15 protein-coding genes are annotated in these 16,585 nt (G+C 53.4%); 12 read left to right on the forward strand and 3 right to left on the reverse strand.

What is annotated here, in order from left to right; genetic code table 11:
• The first annotated feature begins 306 nt into the window (after positions 1 to 306).
• The 3 genes from gcvT (at position 307) to gcvP (ending at position 4,852) form a co-directional block, all read left to right on the forward strand.
• Positions 307 to 1,401, forward strand: a complete 1,095-nt coding sequence (gcvT, locus tag ACLD11_RS06200) for a glycine cleavage system aminomethyltransferase GcvT (RefSeq protein ID WP_411014681.1) — start codon at positions 307 to 309, stop codon at positions 1,399 to 1,401.
• Positions 1,402 to 1,426: 25 nt separating this feature from the next.
• Positions 1,427 to 1,816: a glycine cleavage system protein GcvH gene (gene gcvH / locus ACLD11_RS06205; protein ID WP_001295377.1), complete on the forward strand. Its 390-nt coding sequence runs from the start codon at positions 1,427 to 1,429 to the stop codon at positions 1,814 to 1,816.
• 162 nt (positions 1,817 to 1,978) lie between these two features.
• On the forward strand, positions 1,979 to 4,852 hold the full coding sequence (gene gcvP, locus ACLD11_RS06210; protein WP_411014682.1) for an aminomethyl-transferring glycine dehydrogenase: 2,874 nt from the start codon (positions 1,979 to 1,981) through the stop codon (positions 4,850 to 4,852).
• A 57-nt stretch (positions 4,853 to 4,909) separates the two neighbouring features.
• Here gcvP and bglA read toward each other — a convergent pair whose 3' ends face one another.
• Positions 4,910 to 6,343 carry a 6-phospho-beta-glucosidase BglA gene (gene bglA / locus ACLD11_RS06215; RefSeq protein WP_411014683.1) on the reverse strand — a complete coding sequence of 478 codons (1,434 nt, stop codon included), beginning with the start codon at positions 6,341 to 6,343 and terminating at the stop codon, positions 4,910 to 4,912.
• Positions 6,344 to 6,648: 305 nt separating this feature from the next.
• On the opposite strand from bglA, the gene yqfB reads away from it, so the two are divergent.
• Entirely contained in the window at positions 6,649 to 6,960 is a 312-nt protein-coding gene (gene yqfB / locus ACLD11_RS06220) for a N(4)-acetylcytidine aminohydrolase (protein ID WP_001182972.1), read from the forward strand.
• Positions 6,961 to 7,123: 163 nt separating this feature from the next.
• Positions 7,124 to 7,783 (forward strand): PAQR family membrane homeostasis protein TrhA, encoded by a 660-nt coding sequence (gene trhA / locus ACLD11_RS06225; protein ID WP_411014684.1) that lies wholly within the window; start codon positions 7,124 to 7,126, stop codon positions 7,781 to 7,783.
• A 115-nt stretch (positions 7,784 to 7,898) separates the two neighbouring features.
• Here the strand turns inward: trhA and ygfZ are convergent, their stop codons facing one another.
• Positions 7,899 to 8,879: a tRNA-modifying protein YgfZ gene (gene ygfZ / locus ACLD11_RS06230; RefSeq protein ID WP_369531949.1), complete on the reverse strand. Its 981-nt coding sequence runs from the start codon at positions 8,877 to 8,879 to the stop codon at positions 7,899 to 7,901.
• Positions 8,880 to 9,128: 249 nt separating this feature from the next.
• Here ygfZ and sdhE point away from each other — a divergent pair, with 249 nt between their 5' ends.
• Together sdhE and ACLD11_RS06240 are read left to right on the forward strand one after the other, a co-directional pair.
• Positions 9,129 to 9,395, forward strand: coding sequence for an FAD assembly factor SdhE (gene sdhE / locus ACLD11_RS06235; protein WP_000351186.1), 267 nt, complete (start codon positions 9,129 to 9,131; stop codon positions 9,393 to 9,395).
• Positions 9,376 to 9,789, forward strand: a complete 414-nt coding sequence (locus ACLD11_RS06240) for a protein YgfX (RefSeq protein ID WP_000244756.1) — start codon at positions 9,376 to 9,378, stop codon at positions 9,787 to 9,789. Before sdhE ends, ACLD11_RS06240 begins: the two co-directional genes overlap by 20 nt.
• Positions 9,790 to 9,841: 52 nt before the next feature.
• On the opposite strand, the gene fldB is transcribed toward ACLD11_RS06240, so the two are convergent.
• Positions 9,842 to 10,363 carry a flavodoxin FldB gene (fldB, locus tag ACLD11_RS06245; protein WP_001055885.1) on the reverse strand — a complete coding sequence of 174 codons (522 nt, stop codon included), beginning with the start codon at positions 10,361 to 10,363 and terminating at the stop codon, positions 9,842 to 9,844.
• Positions 10,364 to 10,475: 112 nt separating this feature from the next.
• On the opposite strand from fldB, the gene xerD reads away from it, so the two are divergent.
• From xerD to lysS, 5 genes are all read left to right on the forward strand, one after another.
• A complete protein-coding gene (gene xerD, locus ACLD11_RS06250; RefSeq protein ID WP_411014685.1) occupies positions 10,476 to 11,372 on the forward strand; it encodes a site-specific tyrosine recombinase XerD in 897 nt (298 codons plus the stop codon).
• A 23-nt stretch (positions 11,373 to 11,395) separates the two neighbouring features.
• Entirely contained in the window at positions 11,396 to 12,109 is a 714-nt protein-coding gene (gene dsbC / locus ACLD11_RS06255) for a bifunctional protein-disulfide isomerase/oxidoreductase DsbC (RefSeq protein ID WP_000745614.1), read from the forward strand.
• Positions 12,110 to 12,114: 5 nt separating this feature from the next.
• Positions 12,115 to 13,848, forward strand: a complete 1,734-nt coding sequence (recJ, locus tag ACLD11_RS06260) for a single-stranded-DNA-specific exonuclease RecJ (protein ID WP_411014686.1) — start codon at positions 12,115 to 12,117, stop codon at positions 13,846 to 13,848.
• Between the two features lie 104 nt (positions 13,849 to 13,952).
• A protein-coding gene (gene prfB, locus ACLD11_RS06265) for a peptide chain release factor 2 (protein ID WP_010989230.1) occupies positions 13,953 to 15,051 on the forward strand; the annotation gives its coding sequence in 2 pieces (ribosomal slippage) (positions 13,953 to 14,027 and positions 14,029 to 15,051; 1,098 coding nt in all).
• Positions 15,052 to 15,060: 9 nt separating this feature from the next.
• Positions 15,061 to 16,578: a lysine--tRNA ligase gene (lysS, locus tag ACLD11_RS06270; protein WP_108408309.1), complete on the forward strand. Its 1,518-nt coding sequence runs from the start codon at positions 15,061 to 15,063 to the stop codon at positions 16,576 to 16,578.
• Positions 16,579 to 16,585: the final 7 nt, after the last annotated feature.

A 16,585-nucleotide genomic window follows, 5' to 3' on the forward strand; every position in this document is an offset into this window, starting at 1 on the left:
CGATTTTCGACATTTTTTCCACATTTAATATTAATTTATATTGTGATAAATCGTATCAGCTTCCTTTTTATGGCGGTTATTTAGCGTAATAGTGGTTTTTTGTGCTGATGGGATTTTAGCGTTTTTTAGTCATAAGCTAATGTGATGGTAAATTCATCCTTATGGTTTAGCGCCTGGTTCGGTGGTAAGTTCAGGAGCAAGAGAACGTTTGCGTCGGCGCAGGAAAAAGGGCGTCGATGCCAGGTTTCGTGGCGAAGATTTCCCATGAAAATGGTTGTTAGCCCCCGCTAATTCAACGAGGAAAAGATGGCCCAACAGACGCCTTTGTACGAACAACACACGCTATGCGGCGCCCGCATGGTCGATTTTCATGGCTGGATAATGCCCCTGCATTACGGCTCTCAGCTTGATGAACACCACGCTGTGCGCACCGATGCCGGGATGTTTGATGTATCGCATATGACCATTGTCGATCTTCATGGCAGCCGCACCCGGGAGTTCTTGCGTTATCTGCTGGCAAACGACGTCGCGAAGCTAACGAAGACGGGTAAAGCCCTCTACTCCGGTATGCTTAACGCATCGGGCGGCGTGATTGATGACCTTATCGTCTACTACTTCACTGAAGATTTCTTCCGTCTCGTTGTTAACTCCGCCACCCGCGAAAAAGACCTCTCCTGGATTACCCAACACGCTGAACCTTATGCCATCGACATCACCGTTCGTGACGACCTGTCGCTGATTGCGGTACAGGGGCCGAATGCGCAGGAAAAAGCAGCAACGCTGTTTACTGACGAACAGCGCCATGCAGTAGAAGGTATGAAGCCGTTCTTCGGCGTTCAGGCGGGTGATCTGTTTATCGCCACCACCGGTTATACCGGCGAAGCGGGCTATGAAATCGCCATGCCGAATGAAAAAGCGGCGGATTTCTGGCGTGCGCTGGTGGAGGCGGGCGTGAAGCCGTGCGGTCTTGGCGCGCGCGACACGCTGCGTCTGGAAGCAGGCATGAACCTGTACGGTCAGGAGATGGATGAAGGTATCTCTCCGCTGGCGGCCAATATGGGATGGACTATCGCCTGGGAACCTGCTGACCGCGACTTTATTGGCCGTGAGGCGCTGGAGATGCAGCGTGAAAAAGGCCATGAGCAGCTTGTCGGTCTGGTGATGACCGAGAAAGGCGTATTGCGTAATGAACTGCCGGTGCGTTTTACCGATGCGCAGGGCAATCAGCAAGAAGGCATTATCACCAGCGGGACGTTTTCCCCAACGTTGGGCTACAGCATTGCGCTGGCGCGCGTTCCGGCGGGCATCGGCGAGACGGCGATTGTACAAATTCGTAACCGTGAAATGCCGGTAAAAGTGACTAAACCTGTTTTTGTGCGTAACGGCAAAGCCGTCGCGTGATTCATCCTTTTTTGGAGATTAATTGATGAGCAACGTACCCGCAGAACTGAAATACAGCAAAGAACACGAATGGCTGCGTAAAGAAGCGGATGGCACTTACACCGTTGGCATTACTGAACACGCTCAGGAGCTGTTGGGCGATATGGTTTTTGTTGATCTGCCGGAAGTCGGCGCGACCGTAAGCGCGGGCGACGACTGCGCCGTGGCGGAGTCCGTAAAAGCGGCGTCCGACATTTATGCGCCGGTAAGCGGCGAGATCGTGGCGGTAAACGATGCGCTGAGCGACTCCCCGGAGCTGGTGAACAGCGAACCGTATGCCGGTGGCTGGATCTTTAAAATCAAAGCCAGCGATGAAAGCGAACTTGAATCGCTGCTGGATGCCACCGCGTATGAGGCATTGTTAGAAGACGAATAATGTTGTGCCGGATGGCGCTAATGCTTATCCGGCCTACTCACTGCAACGCGAATTATTTTGCGTATTCGTTTTCGCACGCGTAGGCCCGGTAAGCGTCAGCGCCACCGGGCAATTGAGTTAGAGACAATCACGATTCACTGCACGTTTCAGGAACCATCGCCCATGACACAGACGTTAAGCCAGCTTGAAAACCGCGGCGCTTTCATTGAACGCCACATCGGACCGGACGCCGCACAGCAACAAGAGATGCTGAATGCGGTTGGCGCCGAGTCGTTAAACGCGCTGACAGGTCAGATTGTGCCGAAAGACATTCAGCTCGCGACTCCGCCGCAGATTGGCGAGGCGGCAACCGAATATGCCGCACTGGCGGAATTAAAAGCCATCGCCGGGCGTAACAAGCGCTTCACGTCGTACATTGGCATGGGCTACACCGCCGTGCAGCTACCGCCGGTTATCCTGCGCAACATGCTGGAAAATCCAGGCTGGTATACCGCCTACACCCCTTATCAGCCGGAAGTCTCTCAGGGGCGTCTGGAAGCGCTGCTCAACTTCCAACAGGTGACGCTGGACCTGACGGGGCTGGACATGGCTTCCGCCTCGCTGCTGGATGAAGCGACCGCCGCCGCTGAAGCGATGGCGATGGCAAAGCGCGTCAGCAAATTGAAAAATGCCAACCGGTTCTTTGTCGCCTCGGATGTCCATCCGCAAACTCTGGACGTCGTGCGTACTCGCGCCGAAACCTTTGGCTTTGACGTCATTGTGGATGACGCGGCGAAAGCATTGGATCACCAGGATGTGTTTGGCGTGCTGTTGCAGCAGGTTGGCTCCACGGGCGAAATTCACGATTACAGCGCGCTGATTAGCGAACTCAAAGCCCGTAAAGTGATTGTCAGCGTCGCCGCCGACTTTATGGCGCTGGTGCTGCTGACGGCTCCGGGCAAACAGGGCGCGGACATTGTTTTCGGCTCTGCGCAACGCTTCGGCGTACCGATGGGGTACGGTGGCCCGCATGCGGCATTCTTTGCCGCCAAAGACGAATTTAAACGCTCCATGCCAGGCCGTATTATCGGCGTCTCAAAAGATGCGGCGGGCAATACCGCACTGCGCATGGCGATGCAGACTCGCGAGCAGCATATCCGCCGTGAGAAAGCGAACTCCAACATTTGTACCTCGCAGGTACTGCTGGCTAACATCGCCAGTCTGTATGCCGTTTATCATGGTCCGGTCGGTCTGAAGCGCATCGCTAATCGTATCCACCGCCTGACCGATATTCTGGCGGCAGGTCTGCAGCAGAAAGGCTTAAAGCTGCGTCATGCGCATTACTTTGACACGCTGTGTGTGGAAGTGGCTGATAAAGCTGCGGTACTGGCGCGTGCGGAAGCGGCGGAGATCAATCTGCGCAGCGATATTCATAACGCGGTAGGTATCACCCTTGATGAAACCACCACCCGTGAGAATGTGGCGCAGTTGTTCAATGTTTTGTTGGGCGACAGTCACGGTCTGAACATTGAAACACTGGATAAAGACGTGGCGCTTGATAGCCGTTCCATTCAGCAAAGTATGCTGCGCGACGATGCGATTCTGACGCATCCGGTATTTAACCGTTTCCACAGCGAAACCGAGATGATGCGCTACATGCACTCGCTGGAGCGTAAAGATCTGGCGCTGAATCAGGCGATGATCCCGCTGGGTTCCTGCACCATGAAGCTGAACGCCGCCGCCGAGATGATCCCTATCACCTGGCCGGAATTCGCTGAACTGCACCCGTTCTGCCCGCCGGAACAGGCCGAAGGATATCATCAGATGATTAGCCAGCTTTCTGACTGGCTGGTGAAACTCACCGGGTACGACGCCGTCTGTATGCAGCCTAACTCCGGCGCACAGGGGGAATACGCGGGGCTGCTGGCGATTCGTCACTATCACGAAAGCCGCAACGAAGGGCATCGCGATATCTGCCTGATCCCGGCCTCTGCTCACGGCACTAACCCTGCTTCTGCACATATGGCAGGAATGCAGGTGGTGGTAGTCGCCTGTGATAAGAACGGCAACATCGACCTGGACGATCTGCGGGCAAAAGCAGAACAACATGCTGCGAATCTTTCTTGCATCATGGTGACCTATCCGTCTACGCACGGCGTCTATGAAGAAACGATCCGTGACGTGTGTGACATCGTTCATCAGTTCGGTGGTCAGGTTTACCTTGACGGCGCGAACATGAACGCCCAGGTCGGCATCACCTCACCGGGTTTTATTGGCGCGGACGTTTCGCATCTGAATCTGCATAAAACTTTCTGCATTCCGCACGGCGGCGGCGGCCCAGGCATGGGACCGATCGGCGTGAAAGCGCATCTGGCACCGTTTGTACCGGGTCACAGTGTGGTGCAAATTGAAGGCATGTTAACCCGCCAGGGCGCGGTGTCTGCGGCACCGTTCGGCAGCGCCTCCATTCTGCCGATTAGTTGGATGTACATCCGCATGATGGGCGCAGAAGGCCTGAAGCAGGCAAGTCAGGTCGCGATTCTTAACGCTAACTACATTGCCAGTCGTCTGAAAGACGCGTACCCGGTACTGTATACCGGTCGCGATGGCCGTGTGGCGCACGAATGTATTCTTGATATTCGCCCATTGAAAGAAGAAACCGGCATCAGCGAGCTGGATATTGCCAAGCGCCTGATCGACTATGGTTTCCATGCGCCGACGATGTCGTTCCCGGTCGCGGGCACGCTGATGGTAGAGCCGACGGAATCTGAAGGTAAGGCCGAGCTGGATCGCTTTATCAATGCGATGCTGGCGATTCGCGCGGAAATCGATCGCGTGAAAGCCGGTGAGTGGCCGCTGGAAGATAACCCGCTGGTGAACTCGCCGCACACCCAGAATGAGCTGGTAAGCGAGTGGAATCACGGTTATAGCCGCGAAATCGCTGTCTTCCCGGCAGGTGTGGCGAACAAATACTGGCCGACGGTGAAACGTCTGGATGATGTTTATGGCGACCGTAACCTGTTCTGCTCCTGCGTACCGATGAGCGACTACCAGTAATCCGGCATTAACAATCTGTAGGCCGGGTAAGGCGCAGCCGCCACCCGGCCATATTTACTACAGATTCTCGCCGTTGCTGGCGATCACCTCTTTGTACCAGTTGAAGCTTTTCTTACGCGAACGCGACATATCGCCCGTACCGTCATCGTGCTTGTTCACGTAGATGAAGCCGTAGCGCTTGCTGTACTGACCGGTGGTAAACGAGACGCAGTCGATGCAGCCCCACGGCGTGTAGCCCATGAGATCTACGCCATCCCAGGTCACTGCTTTCATCATCTCTTCAATATGGGCGCGTAGGTAGTCAATGCGATAGTCGTCGTTGATGCTGCCATCGTCTTCTACTTTGTCGTAAGCACCAAAACCGTTTTCGACAATAAACAGCGGCTTTTGATAGCGTTCGTACAGTTCACACAATGAATAACGCAGGCCCACCGGGTCAATCTGCCAGCCCCAGTCAGAGGCTTTAACATAGGGGTTCGGTACGCTGCCTTCAAAACCGGAAATCGCATCGCCGCTACCGCCTTCGGCTTTGACCGCGTTGGTCATGTAATAACTGAAACCAAGATAATCGCAGGTGCCTTCGCGCAGCACTTCAAGATCACCATCTTCCATTTTGATGTTAAATCCGCGGCGCTCCCACTCGTTCAATACATAAGACGGGTAATAGCCGCGTAGCTGGACGTCGGTAAAGACATAGCGTTCACGCATCGACTCCTGAGCAAACATCACATCTTCTGGTTTACAGGAGAAAGGATACAGCGCGACCATCGCCAGCATACAGCCCACTTTCATCTGCGGGTTAATGCGACGTGCCGCTTTTACCGCCAGCGCGCTGGCGACAAACTGATGATGTAAGACCTGATACATGGTTTCTTCTGGATTCTCATGCTCGGTATACACCACGCCGGAACAGCAGTAGCCAAACAGCGGCGCGCGCCAGTTTCGCTGGTTGTTAATTTCGTTGAAGGTCATCCAGTATTTGACCTTATGTTTGTAGCGTTCAAACACGACTTCAGCAAAACGGACAAAGAAATCAACGACCTTACGATTGGTCCAGCCGCCGTAGTGCTGTACCAGATGTAATGGCATTTCAAAGTGGGAAAGGGTGATGACCGGTTCGATGTTGTATTTGAGCAATTCATCAAACATGTCGTCGTAGAATTTCAGACCGGCCTCGTTTGGCTGGGATTCGTCGCCATTCGGGAAGATACGCGTCCAGGCAATAGAGGTACGGAAGCATTTGAACCCCATTTCGGCGAAAAGACGGATGTCTTCTTTGTAATGTCCGTAAAAATCCACCGCCTCGTGGTTCGGATAGTATTTGCCAGCAACGACATCCTGGGTGATTTCGCGTGGCACGCCGTGTGCGCCGCCGGTTAGCACGTCGCAGATGCTGGGGCCTTTACCTCCTTTATTCCAGCCGCCTTCAACCTGGTGTGCAGCAACCGCGCCGCCCCATAAAAAATCTTTTGGCAAGGTGAGTTTTCTCATTGTTGCATAATCTCAATTTATTTAGATCCTATCTCATTAGGGCTATTTTACTTGCCATTTTGGACCTGGACAGTGCTCAAAATCCTCACGTACTACGTGTACGCTCCGGTTTTTGCGCGCTGTCCGTGTCCAAACTGGCTGCGCCAATAACGCCTACTGGGATAGGCTCTTAGTCTGTTATCATTCATTCTGCACCAAATGACATGTAAAGCGTACGCAAAATTCCATGGTGCTCGCGTGTCGGGGCAAGAACACATTCAGATCGTAACATCCACTTCAAGGGGCCATATTCAGGGGATAACCACATGCAGCCAAACGACATTACTTTCTTTCAACGTTTCCAGAATGACATTCTGGCAGGGCGTAAAACCATTACTATTCGTGATGCCTCCGAATCCCACTTTAAAGCAGGCGATATGCTACGCGTGGGGCGGTTCGAAGATGATGGCTATTTTTGCACAATCGAAGTGACAGGAACGTCAACTGTGACGCTGGATACGCTGAACGAAAAACATGCGCAACAGGAAAATATGTCACTTGATGAGCTGAAACGGGTCATTGCCGAAATCTATCCCAACCAGACGCAATTTTATGTGATTGATTTTAAATGCCTTTGATAAACATGAACGCGTGTTAGTTGAGTTTTTGTAATTAAGATATTGAATAATATAGAAAATTTAATTTTGCGAATTTATTTTGGCTAACATGTGTTCACTGGAACCATTCTCAGTTACGCTAGAGGCGCAGTTCATCGTTATGAACGTTTCTCCGGAGTAAGTTATGGTGCAAAAACCATTGGTGACGCAGGGATATTCGCTGGCTGAGGAAATCGCCAACAGTATTAGCCACGGCATTGGATTGGTATTTGGTATTGTTGGCCTGGTGCTGTTGTTGGTTCAGGCGGTAGAGGCGAATGCGGGTATGACGGCTATCGCCAGCTACAGTTTATATGGCGGGAGCATGATCCTGCTTTTTCTAGCCTCAACGCTTTATCATGCCATTCCTCATCAGCGGGCAAAAATCTGGTTAAAGAAATTTGATCACTGCGCTATCTATCTGCTCATTGCCGGAACCTATACGCCATTTCTGCTGGTAGGTCTGGATTCGCCGCTGGCGCGCGGGCTAATGATTGTGATCTGGAGCCTGGCGCTACTCGGTATCCTCTTTAAGTTGACGATTGCGCACCGATTTAAAGTGCTTTCACTGGTTACGTATCTGGCAATGGGCTGGCTGTCGCTGATAGTGGTTTATCAGTTGGCGATTAAGCTGGCGATAGGCGGCGTGACGCTGCTGACGGTAGGTGGCGTCGTTTACTCTCTGGGCGTAATTTTCTATGTTTGCAAACGCATACCTTATAACCACGCCATCTGGCATGGCTTTGTGCTGGGCGGCAGCGTGTGCCACTTCCTGGCCATCTATTTGTATGTGGGACAGGCGTAACTCCCGGATGCCCGTGCCGGATGGCGGCACTGTCGCATCTTATCCGGCCTACGACAACAGCACGTGCGAGCCTGATGGCGTTGCGCTATCAGGCTATCCGGCTTTTAACGTGATATCACTCTTCCAGCGAGTAGGGCAGCGGGACGATATGCAGGGTGTTGGCATTGTCGCGAACGCGGAAGACGCTTTCGGCTTCTAAATCGTTATTCATGACGGCCTGAACCAGTAACTGACCATCGTCCAACTGCGTCGCCGCCAGAATAGCGCCCGTACGACGCCAGTTCTCGCCCATCTGTAGCTCCAGATCTTCTCCTGCTTCCGGTACCCGGCTGGCTTTGCCCGCCAGCAACCAAAGCGCGCGTTTATTGGCGCCGCGGAATTTTGCTCGTGCGACCATCTCCTGTCCGGTGTAGCAGCCTTTCTTGAAGCTGATGCCGCCCAGCGCCTGTAGGTTAGTCGCCTGGGGGATAAACTGACCGCTGTTCGCCGCGTCAATCACCGGAATGCCTGCTTCAATATCCAACGCCAGCCACTGTTGACTGTTATTCAGTTCGGCTTCGCCATGCAACTTCTCCGTTAACATGTTGGCCGTCGCGACATCGGTGACAAGCAGGAATCGTTCCGCAGGATGTTCAAACCATAGCAGCGTAGAGGCGCCGTCTCTGACCACCTGATTTTCGCTATTGGGCAGTACGCTAAAGACATTAGCCAGCGCCGCGCGGGCCTGAAAACCTGCCACGCCAAGCAATACGCGTTCGTCATCCGGCGCGATGACCACTTTGGAAAATACGGCGTACTTTTTCAGCTCCGTTAATTGCGCTTCACGCACGCTACGGCGTTCAATCCAGGCGAAACCGTCGCGCTCACGGAACAGGCGCAGAGTGCTCCACATCTTACCTTTAGCATCGCAGTGGGCGGCGAGAAGGTGTTGCTGTTCAGTCATCTGGCTTACGTCAGCGGTGACCTGGCCCTGAATATACTTTTCACTGTCTACGCCGGTAATGGTCGACAGCGCCCAGTCGTCAAGCGCGATCAGCGTCAGCGGCAGGCGGGCTGACGATGAAGGATGACGTGGTGGAAAGGAGATAAAAGCCATAAATAATGTCCTGGTTAGCTGCAACAATAATGGTTAATGGTAAAAGAGCCATCGGTCATTGCAAGTGCTTTAAATAGCCCATTGAGAGCGGATTGATCGTTTTGCGAGGCGGTATCCAAAATGGATGAACATATTGATTCCCAGCCTTTTATTTCGCGATCGCGTTCCAGATTACTGAGATTCCCGTAAAACAACGCCAAAAACACGTTACAATAGCCCGGTACTTCATTTTCGCGAGGCAGGAAGAACATGGATATTCACAATAAAGCACGTATTCACTGGGCATGTCGTCGCGGTATGCGCGAACTTGATATTTCCATCATGCCGTTTTTTGAACATGAGTACGATAGTTTAAGTGATGAAGAAAAGCGTATTTTTGTCCGTTTGTTGCAGAGTGATGACCCGGATTTATTTAACTGGTTAATGAATCACGGTAAACCGGCTGACGCTGAACTGGAACAGATGGTCCGACTCATTCAGACACGGAATCGGGAACGTGGTCCTGTGGCAATCTGATTTACGCGTCTCATGGCGCGCTCAGTGGATCTCATTGCTCATTCATGGGCTGGTTGCCGCGGTGATTTTATTGATGCCCTGGCCGCTGAGTTATACCCCGTTATGGATGATACTACTGTCGCTGGTCGTGTTTGACTGTGTACGTAGCCAGCGCAGGATTAATACCTGTCAGGGAGAGATCAAGCTACTCATGGACGGGCGCTTACGCTGGCAGGGGCAGGACTGGACGCTCTTGCGTCCGCCCTGGTTACTGAAGAGCGGGATGGTGTTGCGTTTACGCGCAGAGTCTGGACGTCATCAGCATTTATGGCTGGCGGCGGATAGCATGGAAGAAGCGGAATGGCGTGAGTTGCGTCGGATACTGTTACAGCAGCCGATATCAGGCCAACACTGACGGAACGGCGTAAACGCGGTTCCGTCGAGAGGGAAATACAGCGAGTAAGGTTTCAGGCGTAGTGTTCGGCCATTTCGCCGAGAATTTGTTCACACCAGGTCTGTATACGCTCATCGCTGAGATCGTACTGGTTCGTTTCATCCAGCGCCAGGCCGACAAACAGTTGCCCATCCGCAATGACCGGTTTATTGCTGGTAAATTCGTAGCCTTCTGTGGGCCAGTAGCCGACAAATTTAACGCCTTTGAGGGCAAGTTTGTCATGCAACATACCCAGCGCATCCAGGAACCACTCACCGTAGCCGAGTTGGTCGCCCATACCGTAAAGCGCAACGATTTTGCCTTCCAGATTGAGATCGTCCAGTTGCTCCCAGACGGCTTCCCAGTCCTCCTGAATTTCGCCAAAATCCCAGGTGGGGATGCCTAAAATGAGCACGTCGTACTGCTCCATTAAGGCGGGGGCGTCATCCTTGAGGTTATGTAATGTCACCAGCTCCGGGCCGAGGATATCGCGAATTTTCTCTGCGGCCATCTCGGTGTAGCACGTGCTGGAACCGTAAAAAAGACCCATGTTCATTACGTTACATCTCGATTCTGCTATAGCGTTGCGGGTAGTGTAACAGAATCGCTGCATTCACGGCACAATGAGGCATAATGCACCAAAAGTAAGCGTGAAGTAGGGAGCGCGAATGGAACAGGATTTAGCGCGTATTGAGCAGTTTCTGGATGCCCTGTGGCTGGAACGAAATCTGGCGGAAAATACATTAAGCGCGTATCGTCGCGATTTATCGATGGTCGTTGCGTGGTTGCATCATCGCGGAAAAACGCTTGCGACGGCGCAGGCTGATGATTTACAAACGCTGCTGGCTGAACGGGTGGAGGGCGGATACAAAGCGACCAGCTCCGCACGCCTGTTAAGCGCTGTGCGGCGCTTTTTCCAGCATCTGTACCGTGAAAAGTATCGTGAGGATGATCCGAGCGCGCAGTTGGCCTCGCCTAAGCTTCCGCAGCGTTTACCGAAAGACCTTAGCGAGGCGCAGGTTGAACGGCTCTTGCAGGCGCCGCTTATTGATCAACCTTTGGAGTTGCGCGATAAAGCTATGTTGGAAGTGCTGTATGCCACCGGTTTGCGCGTGTCGGAACTGGTGGGGCTGACAATGAGCGATATCAGTCTGCGGCAGGGCGTGGTGCGGGTTATCGGTAAAGGCAATAAAGAGCGGTTGGTGCCGTTAGGCGAAGAGGCGGTATATTGGCTGGAAACGTATCTGGAGCATGGGCGTCCCTGGTTACTCAATGGCGTATCGATTGACGTATTGTTCCCCAGCCAGCGTGCGCAGCAGATGACGCGGCAGACCTTCTGGCACCGTATTAAACATTATGCGGTACTGGCTGGAATCGATAGCGAAAAACTATCGCCGCATGTTTTACGTCACGCTTTCGCCACGCATTTGCTGAATCACGGCGCCGACTTGCGCGTTGTACAAATGCTACTTGGGCATAGCGATCTTTCGACAACACAAATTTATACGCATGTCGCAACGGAGCGTTTGCGTCAACTTCATCAACAGCACCATCCGCGGGCATGAGTGCTGACAGGAAAGGATAGTTTATGAAAAAGCGTTTTATGATGTTCACTTTACTGGCGGCGGCGTTTTCAGGCGTGGCCCATGCGGATGATGCGGCTATCCGTCAGTCGCTGGCTAAGCTGGGCGTTCAGAGTACGGAAATTCAGGCCTCGCCAGTGGCAGGGATGAAAACCGTCCTCACTCACAGCGGCGTACTGTACGTCACTGATGACGGCAAACATATTATTCAAGGGCCGATGTATGACGTGAGCGGCGCGCATCCGGTAAACGTGACGAACAAACTGCTGATGAGCCAGCTAAATGCGCTGGAAAAAGAGATGATCGTCTATAAAGCGCCGGATGAGAAACATGTCATTACTGTTTTTACCGATATCACCTGCGGCTATTGTCATAAGCTACATGAAGAGATGAAAGATTATAACGCGCTGGGGATCACGGTACGTTATCTGGCCTTCCCGCGCCAGGGGCTGGAAAGCCAGGCGGAGCAGGATATGAAATCTATCTGGTGCGCCAAAGACAAAAACAAAGCGTTTGATGACGCCATGGCAGGTAAGGGCGTGAAACCGGCAAGCTGTGACGTGAACATTGCTGATCATTATGCGTTGGGCGTGCAGTTGGGCGTTAGCGGTACGCCAGCCATTGTATTGAGTAACGGCTATGTGGTGCCTGGCTATCAGGGACCGAAAGAGATGAAAGCGTTTCTTGATGAGCATCAAAAACAGACCAGTGGTAAATAATACGCGTGAAACAACAGAGACAACTTCGTCGGCGCGAGGCTGATGAGACGGCGGAACTCCCCGCCGATCTTCCTCCATTACTACGACGTTTATATGCCAGCCGGGGCGTTCGTAGCGCCCGCGAACTGGAGCGCAGCGTGAAAGGAATGCTGCCCTGGCAACAGCTTAGCGGCATAGATAACGCGGTGGAGATCCTCTACAACGCCTTTCGCGAAGGTACCCGCATTATTGTTGTTGGCGATTTTGACGCCGACGGCGCGACCAGTACTGCGCTAAGCGTATTGGGAATGCGTGCGTTGGGATGTGACAACATCAGTTATCTGGTGCCTAATCGCTTTGAAGACGGCTACGGTTTAAGCCCGGAAGTGGTCGATCAGGCGAAGGCGCGCGGCGCGCAGCTTATCGTCACCGTAGACAACGGCATCTCATCCCACGCCGGCGTAGCGCATGCAAAGACGTTGGGGATTCCGGTGATCGTGACCGATCACCACCTGCCTGGCGACACGTTGCCGGAGGCCGAAGCGATTATTAATCCCAATCTGCGCGACTGCGAATTCCCGTCTAAGTCGCTGGCGGGCGTCGGCGTGGCGTTTTACCTGATGCTGGCGTTGCGAACATTTTTGCGCGACAAAGGATGGTTCGACGAGCGCAACATCGCGCCGCCGAATCTGGCGGAGCTGCTGGATTTAGTGGCGTTGGGAACGGTAGCAGACGTTGTGCCGCTGGACGCTAACAACCGTATTCTGACCTGGCAAGGGCTAAGTCGTATTCGTGCCGGGAAATGCCGTCCGGGAATTAAAGCGTTGCTGGAGATATCGAATCGCGATCCGCAGCAGCTTGCCGCCAGTGATTTAGGCTTCGCGTTGGGGCCTCGCCTGAATGCCGCCGGCAGGCTGGATGATATGTCCGTTGGCGTGGCGTTACTGTTATGCGATAACCTCGGCGAAGCGCGTGTTCTGGCCAGCGAGCTGGATGCGCTTAACCAGACGCGCAAAGAAATAGAGCAGGGGATGCAGGCGGAAGCGCTTATCCTGTGCGAAAAGCTTGAGCGCAGTAGTGAAACGCTTCCGGGCGGTCTGGCGATGTATCATCCTGAATGGCATCAGGGCGTGGTCGGAATTCTGGCGTCGCGCATTAAAGAGCGTTTTCACCGCCCGGTGATCGCCTTTGCACCTGCGGGCGACGGCACGCTAAAAGGCTCAGGCCGTTCGATTCAGGGGTTGCATATGCGCGATGCGCTGGAAAGGCTGGATACCCTTTACCCTGATCTGATGATCAAGTTCGGCGGTCATGCGATGGCGGCGGGATTGTCGCTGGAAGAGCATAAATTCGAGCAGTTTCAGCAACGTTTTGGCGAGCTGGTGACGGAATGGATCGATCCTGCCCTGTTGCAAGGCGAGGTGATCTCCGATGGTCCATTAAGCGCGGCGGAGATGTCTATGGAAGTGGCGCAACTGTTGCGGGATGCCGGACCGTGGGGGCAAATGTTCCCGGAACCGTTATTCGATGGTCGTTTCCGTCTGCTACAACAGCGTCTGGTGGGCGAGCGCCACCTCAAGGTGATGGTGGAGCCCGTCGGCGGCGGCCCGCTGTTGGATGGCATCGCATTTAATATTGATACGACCTGTTGGCCGGATAACGGCGTGCGGGAGGTAGAACTGGCTTATAAACTGGACATTAACGAGTTTCGCGGCAACCGTAGTTTACAGATTATTATCGATGATATTTGGCCGCTATGATCGGGGCGATTTAACAACACTTTCGCTGTAATTAAGGGGCGAAATCCGCTAATATTTCGCCCTTATAACCGCATTTTGACAAGTCAAATAAAAGAAATCAGACCATGTTTGAAATTAACCCGGTGAATAACCGCATTCAGGACCTCACGGAACGCACCAACGTTCTTAGGGGGTATCTTTGACTACGATGCTAAGAAAGAGCGTCTGGAAGAAGTAAACGCCGAGCTGGAACAGCCGGATGTCTGGAACGAACCTGAGCGCGCGCAGGCGCTGGGAAAAGAGCGCTCATCGCTCGAAGCGATCGTCGATACGCTTGATCAAATGACTCAGGGGCTGGACGACGTTTCCGGGCTGCTGGAACTGGCGGTAGAAGCTGACGATGAAGAGACGTTTAACGAAGCCGTCGCGGAACTGAATACGCTGGAAGAGAAACTGGCGCAGTTGGAGTTCCGCCGGATGTTTTCCGGCGAGTACGATAGCGCCGATTGCTATCTCGATATTCAGGCCGGTTCTGGTGGTACTGAAGCGCAGGATTGGGCCAGCATGTTGCTGCGTATGTATCTGCGTTGGGCGGAAGCGCGCGGCTTCAAGACGGAAGTCATTGAAGAGTCGGAAGGGGAAGTCGCCGGCATTAAGTCCGCGACTATCAAAATCTCCGGCGAATATGCCTATGGCTGGCTGCGCACTGAAACCGGCGTACATCGTCTGGTGCGTAAAAGTCCGTTCGACTCCGGCGGTCGCCGTCATACCTCGTTTAGCTCCGCGTTTGTGTACCCGGAAGTGGACGACGATATCGATATCGACATTAACCCGGCGGATCTGCGTATCGACGTCTATCGCGCGTCTGGCGCAGGCGGTCAGCACGTTAACCGTACGGAATCCGCAGTGCGTATCACCCATATTCCCACCGGGATCGTGACGCAGTGCCAGAACGACCGTTCGCAGCACAAAAACAAAGACCAGGCCATGAAGCAGATGAAAGCGAAGCTTTATGAACTGGAGATGCAGAAAAAGAACGCTGAAAAACAGGCGATGGAAGACACTAAGTCCGATATCGGCTGGGGAAGCCAGATTCGTTCCTATGTCCTGGACGATTCCCGCATTAAAGACCTGCGTACTGGGGTGGAAACCCGCAATACACAGGCGGTACTGGACGGTAGTCTGGATCAATTTATCGAAGCAAGTTTGAAAGCAGGGCTATGAGGAATCAACATGTCTGAACAAAACGCACAGGGCGCTGACGAGGTAGTCGATCTTAACAATGAAATGAAGGCACGTCGCGAGAAGCTGGCTGCACTGCGTGAGCAGGGTATCCCGTTCCCGAACGATTTCCGTCGTGACCGTACCTCAGACCAACTGCACGCAGAGTTTGACGCGAAAGAAGCTGAAGAACTGGAAGCGCTGAATATTGAAGTGTCCGTCGCGGGCCGTATGATGACTCGCCGTGTTATGGGTAAAGCCTCTTTTGTTACCCTGCAAGACGTAGGCGGCCGCATTCAGCTGTATGTGGCGCGCGATGATCTGCCGGAAGGCGTTTACAACGAGCAGTTCAAGAAGTGGGATCTTGGCGATATCCTCGGCGCGAAAGGTAAGCTGTTCAAAACCAAAACCGGCGAGTTGTCTATCCACTGCACCGAACTGCGCCTGCTGACGAAAGCGCTGCGTCCGTTGCCGGATAAATTCCACGGCCTGCAGGACCAGGAAGCGCGCTATCGCCAGCGTTATCTGGATCTCATCTCTAACGATGAATCCCGTAACACCTTCAAAACCCGTTCGAAGATCCTGGCCGGTATTCGCCAGTTTATGGTTGCTCGCGGCTTTATGGAAGTCGAAACGCCGATGATGCAGGTGATCCCTGGCGGCGCGTCTGCCCGTCCGTTTATCACCCATCACAACGCGCTGGATCTGGACATGTACCTGCGTATCGCGCCGGAACTGTACCTCAAGCGTCTGGTGGTTGGCGGCTTCGAACGCGTATTCGAAATTAACCGTAACTTCCGTAACGAAGGCATCTCTGTGCGCCATAATCCTGAGTTCACCATGATGGAACTCTATATGGCGTATGCGGACTACAAAGACCTGATCGAGCTGACGGAGTCTCTGTTCCGTACGCTGGCGCAGGATGTTCTGGGCACCACCCAGGTTCCGTACGGTGATGAAGTGTTCGACTTCGGTAAGCCGTTCGAAAAACTGACCATGCGTGAAGCGATCAAGAAATATCGTCCGGAAACGGATATGGCTGATCTGGACAACTTCGACTCCGCGAAGGCGATTGCTGAAAGCATCGGCATTCACGTCGAGAAGAGCTGGGGTCTGGGCCGTATCGTCACCGAGATCTTTGACGAAGTCGCTGAAGCGCATCTGATTCAGCCGACCTTCATCACCGAATATCCGGCTGAAGTGTCTCCGCTGGCGCGTCGTAATGATGTGAACCCGGAAATCACTGACCGCTTCGAGTTCTTTATCGGCGGTCGTGAAATCGGTAATGGCTTTAGCGAGTTGAACGATGCGGAAGACCAGGCGCAGCGTTTCCTGGATCAGGTTAATGCAAAAGCGGCGGGCGACGACGAAGCCATGTTCTACGACGAAGACTACGTGACGGCGCTGGAACACGGTTTACCGCCGACAGCGGGTCTGGGAATTGGTATCGACCGTATGGTGATGCTGTTTACTAACAGCCACACGATTCGCGACGTTATTCTGTTCCCGGCGATGCGTCCGGTGAAATAAGATGTAA

Origin of the sequence: Salmonella sp. 741265116_PST (assembly GCF_046567715.1) — a bacterium.
Lineage (GTDB): Bacteria > Pseudomonadota > Gammaproteobacteria > Enterobacterales > Enterobacteriaceae > Salmonella > Salmonella enterica.

Excerpts from the sequence above, each read along its gene's own strand:
- xerD (WP_411014685.1), top strand. The coding sequence starts at position 10,476 with ATGGAACAGGATTTAGCGCGTATTGAGCAGTTTCTGGATGCCCTGTGG.
- gcvP (WP_411014682.1), top strand. The coding sequence starts at position 1,979 with ATGACACAGACGTTAAGCCAGCTTGAAAACCGCGGCGCTTTCATTGAA.
- sdhE (WP_000351186.1), top strand. The coding sequence starts at position 9,129 with ATGGATATTCACAATAAAGCACGTATTCACTGGGCATGTCGTCGCGGT.
- lysS (WP_108408309.1), top strand. The coding sequence starts at position 15,061 with ATGTCTGAACAAAACGCACAGGGCGCTGACGAGGTAGTCGATCTTAAC.
- gcvT (WP_411014681.1), top strand. The coding sequence starts at position 307 with ATGGCCCAACAGACGCCTTTGTACGAACAACACACGCTATGCGGCGCC.
- ygfZ (WP_369531949.1), bottom strand. The coding sequence starts at position 8,879 with ATGGCTTTTATCTCCTTTCCACCACGTCATCCTTCATCGTCAGCCCGC.
- bglA (WP_411014683.1), bottom strand. The coding sequence starts at position 6,343 with ATGAGAAAACTCACCTTGCCAAAAGATTTTTTATGGGGCGGCGCGGTT.
- gcvH (WP_001295377.1), top strand. The coding sequence starts at position 1,427 with ATGAGCAACGTACCCGCAGAACTGAAATACAGCAAAGAACACGAATGG.
- trhA (WP_411014684.1), top strand. The coding sequence starts at position 7,124 with ATGGTGCAAAAACCATTGGTGACGCAGGGATATTCGCTGGCTGAGGAA.
- fldB (WP_001055885.1), bottom strand. The coding sequence starts at position 10,363 with ATGAACATGGGTCTTTTTTACGGTTCCAGCACGTGCTACACCGAGATG.
- dsbC (WP_000745614.1), top strand. The coding sequence starts at position 11,396 with ATGAAAAAGCGTTTTATGATGTTCACTTTACTGGCGGCGGCGTTTTCA.
- yqfB (WP_001182972.1), top strand. The coding sequence starts at position 6,649 with ATGCAGCCAAACGACATTACTTTCTTTCAACGTTTCCAGAATGACATT.